Origin of the sequence: Bifidobacterium myosotis (assembly GCF_002259745.1) — a bacterium.
Taxonomy (GTDB): domain Bacteria; phylum Actinomycetota; class Actinomycetes; order Actinomycetales; family Bifidobacteriaceae; genus Bifidobacterium; species Bifidobacterium myosotis.
Map to the genome: position 1 here is coordinate 1 of NZ_MWWW01000005.1, position 14,201 is coordinate 14,201.

The window sequence follows — 14,201 nt, forward strand, 5'->3', positions numbered from 1 at the left end:
CTGCGACAGCCTCGATGGCCGCTATATCTGGGCCGTCGATCCTGTCCGCCGGAATTGNNTTCGAACCTCGCGTACGGCCCGTCAGCACAGAACAGGGCGCAGCCGGCCACGAATACCGTGCGGTGGCCATACTGGACGCTTGGACCAGCCTGTACGCGTTGGGGGTGGATGCCAGACTCGACACACTGACGGCATGGATGCGGGCCGTCTCACTGTGCGCGCCCCGATCGCGCGGAGGCCAGGCCCTGATTCTGGGCGAGACCGATCCCGCCATCGCCCAATCGCTGATGCTCTGGGATTCGCGGATACTTGCCGCCAAGGATATGGAGGAGCGAGTCGAGACCGGCATGCCACCGGCGGTGGCCGCGGGCTGCGTATGGGGGCGTCGTGATGCCGTGATGACACTGATGCAACGCATCGGCGCTCTTGGCGGAGACTGGTCCGTCTGCGACGACATGCCCGGCATGCTCGGGCCGGTGCCCATCGCGCAGCCGGACACCGTGGACGCCCGCGAACTCGAAGCCACCGCGGACCGGGTCAAGGCCGTGGTGCGGGTTCCGCAGCGGTCCCGAGCCGAGCTGGCGATCCGTCTGCACCGGGAGACCGCGCGGCATGTGGCCGCCAGGGAGGCGGGCGAACTGCGGTTCCGGGTGGACCCCAAGGATCTGATCTGACGATCTGACGAATGGGCCATTCGACTGTCCAATCGCCTGATCCAATCGTCGCCTACGCATGGAAGCATGGAATAGGACACACACCGAACCAAAGGAGGAAGCTATGAAGGGTTGGCCCGGTGAACCGGATATGGAGTACGACGTGCTGGTCGCGGACGGCGAGGCGGCGGCGAATGCCGGCAAGCCGATCACCGATGTGATCTTCGACTTCGGCAATGTGCTGATCTACTGGGACCCGGCGGCGGCGCTCATCCCTCGTTATAGCAGCACAACCATCGAACAGTTCCTGGACAACGACATCTCCGGGTTCTACGACATCAACGACCTCATGGACGGAGGCACCGCCCCCGAAGAGGCGATCGCCATCATGCGCGAACGCAAGGGGGACAAGTGGGCGGACATCCTCCAGTATTACATGGCCAACTTCCGTGATTCCCTGACCGGCATCGTGCCCGGTGCCCGCGTACTGGTCAACGATCTCAAGGCCGCAGGCATCGGCGTATGGGGTCTAAGCAACTGGGAGGCCGGTTCGTTCCACATCGCCGAGGAGCAGTGCGACATCCTCCAGCAGCTGGACGGCAAGCTCGTCTCCGGCTTCGTGCACCTGCGCAAGCCGCACAAGGAGATCTACGAGGCGGCGCTCAAGCAGTTCGGTATCAAAGCCGATGGCGCGCTGTTCATCGACGATAAGGCCATGAACATCGTCGGCGCGAATGCGGCCGGCATCCGCGGCACCCGGTTCAAGGATCCGGTCAAGCTGCGTCAACTGCTCATCGCCAACGGCCTCGACATCCCGAACGTGCGGTAAGGCAGAAATACCCCCATATACGGGGCGCTTCATCAGACCAATTGATAAGGAGGATTATGCTCAGACTGGTGTTCGCGGGCACGCCCGATGTGGCGGTGCCCTCGCTGAAGGCCTTCACCGACGACCCGCGCTTCGAGGTGGTCGGCGTGATCACCCGCCCGGATGCGCCTACTGGTCGTGGACGCAGGCTCACGCCGAGCCCGGTCAAAGCCACGGCATTGGAACTGGGTCTGCCGGTCATCGACGCCAAGCCGCGCTCCCCCGAATTCCTAGAGTCCTTGCGCGCGCTCAATGCGGATATCGCCGCGGTGATCGCGTACGGTAACATCCTGCCCAAAACGGTGTTGGATGCGGTGCCGATGGGCTGGTACAACCTGCATTTCTCCAATCTGCCGAAGTGGCGCGGTGCCGCGCCGGCGCAGCGGGCGATCTGGGCGGGCGACCCCACCACCGGCGCCGACGTGTTCAAGGTGGGCGAGGGATTGGACGATGGTCCGATCGTCGCCTCGATGACGATTCCCCTGACCGGCCGTGAAACCTCCGGCGAACTGCTGGAACGGCTGGCCCACGAAGGCGCGCCCATGTATGTGGATGCGCTGGCCGCGGTGGGTGACGGCACAGCCACATTCACCCCGCAGCCCGCCGATGGGCTGGAATACGCTCACAAGATCTCCGTCGAGGACGCCCGGATTTCGTGGACCGATGCGGCACAGGCCATCGACCGTCAGATTCGCGCATGCACGCCTCACCCCGGCGCATGGACCGAGCTGCAGGCCGGGAAGTCGGACGATGCCATCACCTTGCATATCCTCGCCGCGCAACCGGCGGATCAGTCCAATCCGAACACGCCGACCGGTCTGGAGCCCGGCGCGATCAGCGTGGGTAAGCGGAATGTCTGGGTCGGCACCGGAACCGAGGCACTGGAGCTGATTGAGGTCAAGGCGCAGGGCAAGAAAGCCATGCGCGCCGCCGATTGGGCCCGAGGCGCCCGGCTCTCCCCCACCGCCCACCTGCGGTAGGCCCTTCCTGCAATTACGGACGCACTGCGTGCGAGCTGACCGGCTCGCACGCCGGACCACGACAATCATCCGCTATACGAGCGCGGCACGAATGACCTTGACGAGATGCGTCACCGTAAGTCCATAGCGTTCATTGAGGTCGGCCAAGGAGACACGGTCGGTGAACTCCTTATCGGCGCCAAAGTTCAGCACGCGCGGGGTCCGGGCGCCGTCAATGCGGTGGTTCGCGTAATACGCGGTCACCTTCTCGCCCCAGCCGCCTTCAAGCTGGCCGTCCTCCAGCGTGACGACCAGCTCGTGGTCCTCTCGCAACGATTCCAGCGCCGCAACGTCCAGCGAACTGCATTGCCGCGGGTCGATGACCGTGACGTTCAGCGATGCGCCGGAAGGGCCGTGTCCCGACGCCGTATCCTCTCCCGCATCCGTACGACGCCCGCCGGCGGCGACCGAACGATCATGCATCAACGCGGCTGCCGTGCGTTCGGCCAGCGGATACGTGTTGCCCAGACCGATGATCGCCACGCGGGAACCGGCATGCGTCACACGCCACGCCAGTGGATCAGACATCTGACCGATAGACAAAGCTTCCGAATGATTCCCTGATGAGTGCAACGGGTGCAACTGTCGCGACGAGTCGCAATTCACATCATCAGGCGTCGCGGTATCACCCGAAACGACTTGCGGCGAGGGCCGGCCACCGGTCAACGGCAGCAACGACGCATCGCGCTCGGCGGCCAGAATCGGCTCGCCCGGCACACGAATCACCACGGGACCATCCGGCGGGGCTACCAGACCACCACAGCCGGCAGAAGCGCCCTCGCACGACCGAGTCTGTTCCGACCGCTTCCGCTCGCCGGCATGGTCATACGCAAAGGCGCCTCCACCGATGCCGCCCTGCGCATCGGCAATGTTGCGCCCTTCGGTCGCGGAGAAGCGGGGCCGATCATCAGGCTTCCGCGCTCCATCATCGTGATCGTCCGGCATCGTGGCCCAGGCGAGATCGGCCAGAAAATCAGCCTGTGACGTCGGCGCCAGCATCGTCACACCCGGGATATTGGCGAACATCATGACGTCGTACGCGCCGGAATGGGTGTTGTCCGAGCCGGACAGGCCACCTAGGAAATCGAGCACGGTCACCCGCGAGCGGTTCAGGCTCATCTCCTGGAAGAACTGATCGTAGGCCCGCTGGAAGAACGATGCGGTGGTGGCCACCACCGGGGTTCCGCCGGCGCGGGCGATGCCCGCTGCAAACGCGACGGCATGCGATTCGGTGATGCCGGTGTCTACGTAATGGGCTCCAGCCCGTTCGCGGAACTCATGGGTGATGCCGTTGGAGCCGGGAGTGGCCGGCGAAATAACCACCAGACCAGGCTCATTGGCGAATCGTGGCTCAAGCGCCGCCATGGCCAGTTTGCCGTAATGCTTGCGCGGGTCGTCCGGTCGGCCGAGCGCGGCGTCGGGATTCTGCCAATGGGAGGCCTCGCACTGACCCTCGTGCGGATCATGGTCGGACAGGTTGCAGTGATCGGAATGCCACGGTTCGGTGTGGGACACGTTGCATGCCGGGCGCACGCCCGCATCGGAGGCCGAAGACTCCGGGGCCGCGTTCCGACACGAGGAATCGTCCCGTTCGATAGCGCCGTGTATTCCACGCCCCTCCCGGTTCGCACCAGGCATTCCGCGCCCCTCCCGGTTCGCGCCGTGCATTCCACATCCCTCTTGGCTCGCATCATCCGACCGCTCGGACGGCACGGACAAACCGGCGTCCCGGCCGCAACCACAACCACAGTCGGGATAGCCCGCCCCCTTGAGCGTGTGGATATGCACCACCACCGGATGATCGATGTCCTTGACCTCGCGGAACGCCGCGGTCAGGGCGTCCACATCGTTGCCGCGCCCGACATACCGGTACTCGAATCCGAACGCCTCGAACAGATTGGGCTGGGCGGTGCCGCCGGAAGCGCGCAGCCGCGCGAGAGGGCCGTACATACCACCGAAATCACCGGCGATGGACATCTCGTTGTCGTTGACGATGACGATGAGGTTACCGCCCTGTTCGGCCGCGTTGTTCAATCCCTCGAACGCCACGCCGGAGCTCAGCGAACCGTCGCCGATGATCGCCACCACGTTGCCGATGCCGCTCGCCTCGCCCTCCATATCGCGGGTTTTGGCCAGACCGCACGCCAGCGAGATGGACGTGCCGGTATGACCGAGCACGAACTGGTCATGTTCGCTCTCCCCGGGATTCGTGAACCCGGTGACCTCGCCGAACCGGTCGGCATCCAGATACGCCGCCGCCCGTCCGGTGAGCATCTTGTGCACGTAGCTCTGGTGGGACACGTCGAAAACGATGCGGTCGCGCGGCGAGTCGAACACCCGGTGCAGCGCCACCGTGGCCTCCACCATGCCGAGGTTCGAGCCGATATGGCCACCGTGAAGATGACCATAGCGCAGCAGCGTGCTGCGAATCTGACGGCAGAGTTCATGCACTTCGACGTCCGACAACCTCTTGACGTCGGCCGGGCCGGCTATGGAACGCAGCAGCGCATCGGAATCAAGTGATTCGGAAGCTCCCGTCATCATGCCATTCATACCCGTCGAACTCCCCTCCACTAGCCTTTCCGAAGGCGTAATCCTACTGTTCGATGCCTTCAGGCATGCGATGGAGTCGTCAATACCCCCAACATCTCCGTATATCGGGCAGCCATCGGTGCGATAATTGAGCCGGAACATTACGCCGACGCATCCGTCCGGACCGTGTTACCCGGACCGTGTTACCCGGACCATGCCACCCGGTCCGTGTCGTCCGGACCGTGTCACGCGGCCGTGTCACGCGGTCCGAGACCAACAGGCCGCACCGCCCGGACCATGCCGGTCGAACCGCATCAGGCGATTCGCGCCCATACCAGCGAAGGAGCTCATCATGAAGGCCGTATACGCATCCACCGTCGATTCCGCCAACCCGCTCGCCGCGTTGGCTGTGGGCGACCGCCCCGAACCCGCACCACGCCCGTACTGGTCCACGATTTCGGTGCGTGCGGCCAGTGTGAACCATCACGACCTCTGGTCGCTCAGAGGCGTGGGACTGTCCGCAGAACAGACGCCGATGATCCTCGGCACCGACGGCGCAGGCGTTCTGGACGAGGACATCCCCGGCAAGCATGGACTCAAGGCCGGCAACGAGGTGGTGCTCTACACCTTCATCGGCACCGACGGCGCAGGCGTGGCCCCCGGCGAGCGCCGCACGATCCTCTCCGAGAAGTACCCCGGCACGATGGCCGAGCATGTCGCCGTGCCCTCCGCCAACGTGTTCGCCAAGCCCGCGAACCTGACCATGGCCGAGGCGGCGACGCTCGGCACGAGCTGGCTGACCGCCTATTCCCTGATCTTCACCTCGGCGAACGTCAAGCCCGGTGACACGGTGCTCGTCCAAGGCGCCGGCGGCGGCGTGTCCACGGCGGCCATCCAGCTGGCCCATGCGGCCGGGCTTGAGGTGTTCGTCACTTCGCGGGACCAGGCCAAACGCGAGCGCGCGCTGGCGGTCGGCGCGGACGCGGCCTTCGAGGCCGGCGCACGGTTGCCGCGTAAAGTGGATGCGGTCATCGAATCCGTGGGAGCGGCCACCTGGTCGCATTCGGTCAAATCCGTGCGCCCCGGCGGCACTATCGCCGTCTGCGGGGCGACCACCGGGGACCAGCCCGGTGCCGAGCTGACGCGAGTGTTCTTCCAGGACATCCGTGTGCAGGGCAACACGATGGGCTCGCGGGAGGATTTCGCCAGACTGCTGCGGTTCGTCGAACACGCCAACCTCCACCCGACCATCGATTCGACGTTCGCCGGGCTCGACGCCGCACCCCAGGCCTTCGCCAAGCTCGACGCCGGCGACGTGTTCGGCAAGATCGTCATCGAGCTGTAACGCACGAAGAATCACGCTTGCCGACTCTTCGCAAGAGCGGAGTACAGTGGGCCATATTCTCAATAACTAGGGAGTAAATGATAATGGCAAACGAATCCAAGCCTGAAGTCGCCGTGGTCATGGGCTCGGCCAGCGACTGGGAGACCATGAAGCTCGCCTGCAACATCCTCGACCAATTCGGCGTCGCATACCACAAGCAGGTCATCTCCGCGCACCGCACACCGGAGCTGATGGCCGATTTCGCGCATAACGCGCGCAAGAACGGCCTGAAGGTGATCATCGCCGGCGCCGGCGGCGCGGCCCATCTGCCGGGCATGATCGCCGCCCAGACCACGCTGCCGGTGATCGGCGTGCCGGTGCGTTCGCATGCGCTCTCCGGCTGGGATTCGCTGCTGTCCATCGTGCAGATGCCCGGTGGCATCCCGGTGGCCACCACCGCAGTCGGCAATTCCGGCGCCACCAACGCCGGTCTGCTCGCCGTGCAGATGCTGTCCGCGTTCGAACCGGAGCTGGCCGACAAGCTCGAGGATTACCGCAACTCGCTGAAGGAGAAGGTGGCCGAATCCAATGCCCAGCTTGTTTGAGGAAACCCACGGCGCTGTGCAGATGCTGCAGCCGGGCGCCACAATCGGCATCATCGGCGGCGGCCAGCTCGGCCGCATGATGGCCCTGTCCGCCAAATACATGGGCTTCCGCATCGGCGTGCTCGACCCGACCCCGGATTGCCCGACCGCGCAGGTGGCGGATTTCCAGATCGTCGGCGAATACGACGACAAGACCGCCATCCACGATCTGGCGGAGAAATCCGACGTGCTCACCTATGAGTTCGAGAACGTGGACGCCGAGTCCATCGATGAGGTGCGTCATCTGGTGGCCGCTCCGCAGGGCACCGACCTGTTGCGCGTGACGCAGGACCGCATCAACGAGAAGACGTTCATCAACCAGCACGGCATCGAGACCGCGCCGTGGCGTGAGGTCAACGACTTCGACGAGCTCGAGGCCGCCATCGACGAGCTGCACTACCCGTGTGTGCTCAAGACGCGTTCCGGCGGCTACGACGGCCACGGCCAGCATGTGCTGAGGAACGATGCCGATCTGGAGAAGATCCGCGCGCGCGGCGACCGCGGCGGCGGCTTCCCTCCCTCGATCCTCGAGGGCTTCGTGGATTTCGCGTTCGAGGCGTCCATCCTCGTGTCCGGCAACGGCAAGGATTATGTGACCTTCCCTATCGTGCGCAACGACCACCGCAACAACATCCTGCATATGACCATCGCCCCGGCCGAGGTGCGTCCGGAAATCGCCCGGACCGCGCATGCGATGGCCCTGGCGCTGGCCAAGGGATTCGAACTGGCCGGAACGCTCGCCATCGAGCTGTTCGTGACCAAAGACGACCGCGTGATCGTCAACGAGCTCGCCCCGCGCCCGCATAACTCCGGCCACTACACCATCGAGGCCTGCTCGATCGACCAGTTCGACGCGCATATCCGTGGCATCGCCGGCTGGCCGCTCATCCAGCCCCGGCTGCTGAGCCCGGCTGTGATGGTCAACGTGCTCGGCCAGCATGTGGCCCCCACGCGCGCGCTCATCGGCCAGCATCCGGAGTGGAACGTGCACGACTACGGCAAGGCCCAGGTACGGCACAACCGCAAGATGGGCCATATCACCGTGCTCACGGACGACACCGCCCGTACCGTCGCCGAGCTCGAGGCCACCGGCTGCTGGGATGATCTGAAGCCGTACGAGAAGAGGGCGTGACCGTCTGTATGGCTGAACATATCGAACGTCAGACCAAACAGAAGGATGCCATCCACGCGGCTTTGGCGGCATGCGACGAGTTCATCTCCGCGCAGGAGCTGCACCGTCGCATGCAGGACGCTGGGTCCCGAATCGGGCTGGCCACCGTATACCGCCAGCTCAACGCCTTGGCCGACGCAGGCGCCGCGGACACCATCCGGCTTGACGGGCAGCAGCTATTCCGCCTGTGCGGCGACGACGGACATCACCATCATCTGGTGTGCCGCAATTGCGGCAAGACCGTCGAAATCGACCCGCCAAGCGAGACCTGGCTGCGCAAGGTGGCCGAAAGCCACGGGTTCACCGTGGAATCGCACACGCTCGAGGTCTTCGGCCTGTGCGCCGACTGCCGTAAGGCGGAGCAGGCAAAAGACTGAGCGCAGCAGCCGGATATGAGTGAAGGGCGGTCTCCGACATACGGAGACCGCCCTTCACTCTACTTACCTTGACTTACCTTGAGCCGCCGGCTCGCAGCACATCAGGCGAGGCCGGAAAGCTTGTTAATCAGATCCGGGTCTCTGGTGGCGCCCTTGTCGGCGGAACGGGCGAAGGCGGCATAGGCCTTGAGGGCCTGCGAGACCTTGCGGTCGCGGTGCGCCACGTAGCCGTCGCCGGCCTCGAGCTCGCGACGGCGCTCGGCCAGCTGCTCGTCGGTCAGTTCGACGTTCACGGAACGGGCCTCGATGTCGATGTCGATGATGTCGCCGTTCTTGATGAGCGCCACCGGGCCCTTGTTCGCGGCCTCGGGGGCCATGTGGCCGATGGCCAGACCGGACGAGCCACCGGAGTAGCGACCGTCGGTGAGCATGGCCACCTGCTTGCCGATGCCCTTGCCCTTGACGAAGGAGGTCGGGTACAGCATCTCCTGCATGCCCGGGCCGCCCTTCGGGCCTTCGTAACGGATCACCAGAGCCATGCCGGGCTTCAGCGTGTCGTCGAGGATGACCTTGATGGCCTCCTCCTGGGACTCGACCACCAGGGCCGGTCCACGGAACTTCCAGATCTCCTGCGGCACGCCGGCGGTCTTCACCACGCAACCGTCGGGGGCGAGGTTGCCGCGCAGCACGGCGAGACCGCCCTCGTGGATCTCCGGGTGGTCGATGTCGTGGATGGCACCGTTCACGCGGTCGGTGTCGAGCGAGTCGAACAGGGTCTCATGGGTCCACGGTTCCGGGGAGATGATGTGGCCCGGCGCCGCGTGGTACATGGTCTTGGCCTCTTCGGTGCAGGTGTCGCGCATGATGTCCCAGTCGGCGAGCTTGTCCTCGAGCGTCGGGTAATCGATGGAATGGACGTTCCTGTGCAGCTTGCCGGCGCGATCGAGCTCACCGAGGATGCCGCAGATGCCGCCCGCGCGGTGCACGTCGGAGATCTCCCACTTGCCGGAAGGCGCGGCCTTGCAGATGCAGGGCACGGTGTGGGAGATGCGCTCGATGTCGTCCAGGGTGAAGTCCACGTCAGCGGACTGCGCCATGGCCAGAATGTGCAGCACGGTGTTCGTGGAACCGCCCATGGCCACGTCCATGGTCATGGCGTTCTCGAACGCCTCCTTGGTGGCGATGGAGCGCGGCAGCACGGAATCGTCGTCGTCCTTGTAGTACTGGTTGGCGATCTTGACGACCTGGCGCGCGGCCTTGCGGAACAGCTCCTTGCGGAAACCGTGGGAGGCGAGGATCGTGCCGTTGCCCGGCAGGGCCAGACCGATGGCCTCGGTCAGGCAGTTCATCGAGTTGGCGGTGAACATGCCGGCGCAGGAACCGCAGGTCGGGCACACGGTCTTCTCGTAGTTGAGCAGGTCCTCCTCGGAGACGCTATCGTCGGCGGAGGCGTACATCACGGAGATGAGGTCGGTGTTCTTCTTGACGGTGCCGTCGGCGAGCACCGTGGTGCCGGCCTCCATCGGGCCGCCGGAAACGAACACGGTCGGGATGTTGAGACGCAGGGCGGCCATGAGCATGCCCGGAACCACCTTGTCGCAGTTCGGGATGCAAATCAGGGCATCGGCGCAGTGCGCATTGCACTGGTATTCCACGGTATCGGCGATGATATCGCGGGAAGGCAGGGAGTAGAGCATGCCGGTGTGGCCCATGGCGATGCCGTCGTCCACGGCCATCGTGTTGAACTCGCGGGGGATGCCGCCAGCCTCCTTGATGGCTTCGGAAACGATGCGGCCCACCTTGTTGAGGTGGACGTGGCCGGGGAGGAACTCGTCGAAGGAGTTGGCGATGGCGATGATGGGCTTCTTGCCCATATCGTCGCCGCTGACGCCAGCGGCGCGGTAGAGGGCACGCGCGCCTGCGAAGACGCGGCCGGACATGAGTTTTGCAGATCGCATTTCAGTCATGGTTCCATTCAAGCCCTTGCGCGGGACACGGGTTTTGTCAAGAGTCACATTATGGAATTTTCGAAAACGTAACGTTGGCGAGGTCGGCGCTTGGCACGATAATTCGCCGAATCCGCCGGGCTTCCGACCGACCGCCGCATCCGGCGGCCTCTGCCCGGCATCCCCACGGTGTCCCCACGGACGGCTACACTTGCTTCGGTTGAGATAGATTTTTCCAAGTCTGGAGATAAGCATCATGGCTTTTGGCACCGACCCGCATCCCACTGGTCTTGCGAACCCGCCGATCGACGACCTCATGCAGCACGCCGATTCCAAGTACGCGCTGGCCATTTTCGCGGCCAAGCGCGCCCGTCAGATCAACTCCTACTTCACCCAGCTCAATGAGGGCCTGCTGCAGAACGTCGGCCCGCTGGTCGAATACCAGAACAACGAGAAGCCGCTGTCCATCGCCTTCCGCGAGATCGACGAGGGTCTGCTTGAGGAGACCCTGGGCGAGGACGACACCAACGAGGGCAACTGATCTGATCTGACTTCGCTCTGCATTCGCCCCGCTCCCGAGATGTTCGCCACGGACCGAATTCAGACAACACACTTGCCTGAGCCGCGTCCAACGGCTATAAATCGACTTCAGGAGCGAACACGCTATAAGGGCTCGCGCCACCGCGCTGGTTGGCACGAGCCCTTTCGTATGTCCTCTCCACAGTGACAGGCACATATCTGATAACTCAATATCGCCGACACCGTATCATTGTGCTTCGCGTCCGACGCGGGGCGATAAGTCCTACGAAAGGGATGATATGACAGAAGAAAAGCGGCTTATCTCCGCCGAATCCGTGACCGAAGGCCACCCCGACAAGGTCTGCGACCAAATCTCCGACGCCATTCTCGACGATCTGCTGGCCCAGGACCCCACCAGCCATGTGGCCGTGGAGACCTCGGCGGCCACCGGCGTGTTCCTGGTCTTCGGCGAGGTCACGTCCGAAGGCTACTGCGACGTGCAGGCCAAGGTGCGTGAGACCCTGCGCAACATCGGCTATACCTCTTCCGAAGTCGGCCTTGACGCCGACTCCTGCGGCGTGATCGTGGCCATCACCGGCCAGAGCGCCGAAATCAACCAGGGCGTCAGCCGTCTGAACGCCGCCGAGGAATCGGCCGCGAGCCGCGAACAGCGCTACGAGGCGCAGGGCGCCGGCGATCAGGGCGTGATGTTCGGCTACGCCACCGACGAAACCCCGGTGCTTATGCCGCTGCCCATCTATCTGGCGCATCGTCTCGCCTACCGCCTCACCCAAGTGCGCAAGTCCGGCGAGGTGCCGCACCTGCGCCCGGACGGCAAGACCCAGGTGACCATCGAGTACGACGACAACGACAAGCCCGTACGCCTCGACACCGTGCTGATCTCGACCCAGCACGATCCCGAGGCCAGCCATGCGTGGCTCGAGGCGCAGCTCAAGGACCACGTCATCGACCCGGTGCTCAAGGACGTGCTGGGCGACAAAGTGCCGTACGAGGGGTACCGCCAGCTGGTGAACCCGACCGGTTCCTTCGTGCTGGGTGGCCCGGCCGCCGACGCCGGTCTGACCGGCCGCAAGATCATCGTGGACACCTACGGCGGCGCGGCCCATCACGGCGGTGGCGCGTTCTCCGGCAAGGACCCGTCGAAGGTCGACCGTTCCGCAGCCTACGCCACGCGCTGGGTCGCCAAGAACATCGTGGCCGCCGGACTTGCCCACAAGGCCGAGGTCCAGGTAGCCTACGCGATCGGCGTGGCCGACCCGGTCTCCATCAACGTGGAGACGTTCGGCACGGAGCGTGACGGCGTGACGCGCGGCCAGATCGCCGCTGCGGTGCGCAAGGTGTTCGATCTGCGCCCGGCCGCCATCATCGACGAACTCGACCTCAAACGCCCGATCTACCTGAAGACCGCCGCCTACGGCCACTTCGGCCGCACCGACGTGGAGTTCCCGTGGGAGCGCACGAACCGTGTGGGCGAGCTCAAGGCCGCTATCGCCGAGCAGTGAGCATGGACGCCGACCGATACGGGTTATCGGCGGCGGCACCCATGCCGATTGATTGCTGATGATGGGGTCGTCTGTCTTCTTGGACAGGCGACCCCATCATTGTCGCAAGCATCACTCGCTGTTCTTGATGGCGTCCAGCGCGGGAATCTTCACCGCCTTGTTGGCGGGTCCGAAGCCGAAGATAACGCCGATCAGCGTCGAGAAGAGGATGGCGAAGAGGAACAGCCACCACGGGATCACCGAATAGCGGGTCACGTCCTCGCCGCCCGCCAGCGCCTGCCAGAAGCGTTCCCCGAACGAGAGGGATGCGGCGTCGCCCGAACTGCCCATGTACATCGATGAAAGATACGTCATGCCGACGAGATTGATGGCCAGCGATATCAGACCGCTCAATATGCATCCCACCAGTCCGCCGAAGAAGCCGATCGCCCCGGCCTCGGTGAGGAACATCACGCGGATGTCGCGCACATAGCAGCCGAGCGCCTTCATGATGCCGATCTCGCGCGTGCGTTCGGTCACGGACATGACCATCGTGTTGGCGATGCCGATGGCCGCCACCAGCAGGGACACCGCGCCGATGCCGCCGAGGATGAGCTGGATGGCCCTCGACTGCTCCTCCAGCGACTTGCGCATGTCCTCGTAGGACGAGGTGTCGAAGCCCATCGCCTTGATCTGCGATTCCACCTCGGGCACGGACGAGAGATCCGAGGCCTTGACGAACACCTGATCGTAGGTGGTCGAGGTCTTCTTGGCCGTGGACGGGTCCACTTTGGCGATCAGCGCCTTCAGGTCCTTCAGGTCCATGACCAATCCGCTGGAGGTGGAGTATCCCTTGCTCTGGTCCGCCTTGGTAATGCCGGAGACGGTGAGGTCCACGGTGACGGTCTCCGACTGGGAGCCCGTGCCGCTCCCGGAACCGCCGCCCATCATCTGCATGCTGTAGGAGCTGCCCTGGTAATCGGTGCCGGTGACCAGCGTGAGCTGGGTCTTCATCGGATCGAAATACGGGTCCTGATCCTCGGGCTCCTCGCACTGGCCAGTGGCCTCGTTATACGTGCAGGAATACGAGCCGTCGCCGCGGTTGGCGTACCGCATCTCGCCGCCGCGCAGGGTGTCCATGAAGTCGTACGCCAGCCACTCGCCGGCCAAGACCTGACCATCGCGGACCGGCATGGAGCCGTCCTTGATCTTGTAGCCCATCTGGTCGAACTGCGTCATGTCGATGCCCATGACCTGCACGAAGTCGGCCACGTACCGTCCGCCCGAACCAGCCTTGAGCGTGGCGTTGTACGGCAGGTTCATCACCGGCGTCACACCGGAGACGTTGCCCAGCGAACGGAAGCTCTCGAGGGCCTTGTCGTCCAGCTTGACCTCGGTGGTGCCGGCACCGGTGTTCGTCCTGCCGCCGCCGGAGGTGTAGACGGTGACGATGGAGAGATCGCCCATCTGCTTGAGCATCTTCTCGTTCTGCTCGTTGATGCCCTGACCGAGGGAGATCATGAGCACGATGGAGCAGCAGCCGACGATCACGCCGAGCACGGTCAGAATCGTGCGTGATTTGCGTCTCCATAGGTTCTGGCGGCAGAGCCGCAGGATATCGCCGAATCGCATGGCATGGCCTTTCC

At 64.5% G+C, this 14,201-nt stretch carries 11 protein-coding genes, 1 pseudogene and 1 riboswitch; of the genes and pseudogenes, 9 read left to right on the forward strand and 3 right to left on the reverse strand.

Annotated elements, in window-relative coordinates; all coding sequences use genetic code 11:
• The 3 genes and pseudogenes from BMYO_RS02880 to fmt form a co-directional block, all read left to right on the forward strand.
• A pseudogene (locus BMYO_RS02880) lies at positions 1-674 on the forward strand (primosomal protein N'); the annotation flags it as partial.
• Positions 675-777: 103 nt separating this feature from the next.
• Complete coding sequence (locus BMYO_RS02885) at positions 778-1,482, forward strand: HAD family hydrolase (RefSeq protein ID WP_094667083.1); 705 nt, start codon at positions 778-780, stop codon at positions 1,480-1,482.
• Positions 1,483-1,538: 56 nt separating this feature from the next.
• The gene (gene fmt / locus BMYO_RS02890; RefSeq protein WP_094667084.1) at positions 1,539-2,501 is read left to right on the forward strand and encodes a methionyl-tRNA formyltransferase; all 963 of its coding nucleotides are present in this window, start codon (positions 1,539-1,541) and stop codon (positions 2,499-2,501) included.
• Between the two features lie 72 nt (positions 2,502-2,573).
• Here the strand turns inward: fmt and BMYO_RS02895 are convergent, their stop codons facing one another.
• Positions 2,574-5,093: a 1-deoxy-D-xylulose-5-phosphate synthase gene (locus BMYO_RS02895; protein ID WP_094667085.1), complete on the reverse strand. Its 2,520-nt coding sequence runs from the start codon at positions 5,091-5,093 to the stop codon at positions 2,574-2,576.
• A 331-nt stretch (positions 5,094-5,424) separates the two neighbouring features.
• Between BMYO_RS02895 and BMYO_RS02900 the strand changes: the two genes are divergently transcribed.
• From BMYO_RS02900 to BMYO_RS02915, 4 genes are all read left to right on the forward strand, one after another.
• Entirely contained in the window at positions 5,425-6,417 is a 993-nt protein-coding gene (locus BMYO_RS02900; RefSeq protein ID WP_094667086.1) for a zinc-binding dehydrogenase, read from the forward strand.
• Positions 6,418-6,500: 83 nt separating this feature from the next.
• On the forward strand, positions 6,501-7,001 hold the full coding sequence (gene purE, locus BMYO_RS02905; protein WP_169834030.1) for a 5-(carboxyamino)imidazole ribonucleotide mutase: 501 nt from the start codon (positions 6,501-6,503) through the stop codon (positions 6,999-7,001).
• On the forward strand, positions 6,985-8,172 hold the full coding sequence (gene purK / locus BMYO_RS02910; RefSeq protein WP_094667088.1) for a 5-(carboxyamino)imidazole ribonucleotide synthase: 1,188 nt from the start codon (positions 6,985-6,987) through the stop codon (positions 8,170-8,172). Before purE ends, purK begins: the two co-directional genes overlap by 17 nt.
• An 8-nt stretch (positions 8,173-8,180) precedes the next feature.
• Positions 8,181-8,588, forward strand: a complete 408-nt coding sequence (locus BMYO_RS02915) for a Fur family transcriptional regulator (RefSeq protein ID WP_094667089.1) — start codon at positions 8,181-8,183, stop codon at positions 8,586-8,588.
• A gap of 101 nt (positions 8,589-8,689) precedes the next feature.
• On the opposite strand, the gene ilvD is transcribed toward BMYO_RS02915, so the two are convergent.
• The gene (gene ilvD, locus BMYO_RS02920) at positions 8,690-10,555 is read right to left on the reverse strand and encodes a dihydroxy-acid dehydratase (protein ID WP_094667090.1); all 1,866 of its coding nucleotides are present in this window, start codon (positions 10,553-10,555) and stop codon (positions 8,690-8,692) included.
• A 235-nt stretch (positions 10,556-10,790) separates the two neighbouring features.
• On the opposite strand from ilvD, the gene rpoZ reads away from it, so the two are divergent.
• Together rpoZ and metK are read left to right on the forward strand one after the other, a co-directional pair.
• Positions 10,791-11,075, forward strand: a complete 285-nt coding sequence (gene rpoZ, locus BMYO_RS02925; RefSeq protein WP_094667091.1) for a DNA-directed RNA polymerase subunit omega — start codon at positions 10,791-10,793, stop codon at positions 11,073-11,075.
• A gap of 221 nt (positions 11,076-11,296) precedes the next feature.
• Positions 11,297-11,357, forward strand: a riboswitch (SAM riboswitch).
• Positions 11,353-12,576 (forward strand): methionine adenosyltransferase, encoded by a 1,224-nt coding sequence (gene metK, locus BMYO_RS02930; protein WP_094667092.1) that lies wholly within the window; start codon positions 11,353-11,355, stop codon positions 12,574-12,576. Its footprint overlaps the riboswitch before it by 5 nt.
• Positions 12,577-12,687: 111 nt before the next feature.
• Here metK and BMYO_RS02935 read toward each other — a convergent pair whose 3' ends face one another.
• On the reverse strand, positions 12,688-14,187 hold the full coding sequence (locus BMYO_RS02935; RefSeq protein ID WP_094667093.1) for an ABC transporter permease: 1,500 nt from the start codon (positions 14,185-14,187) through the stop codon (positions 12,688-12,690).
• Positions 14,188-14,201 lie beyond the last annotated feature (14 nt).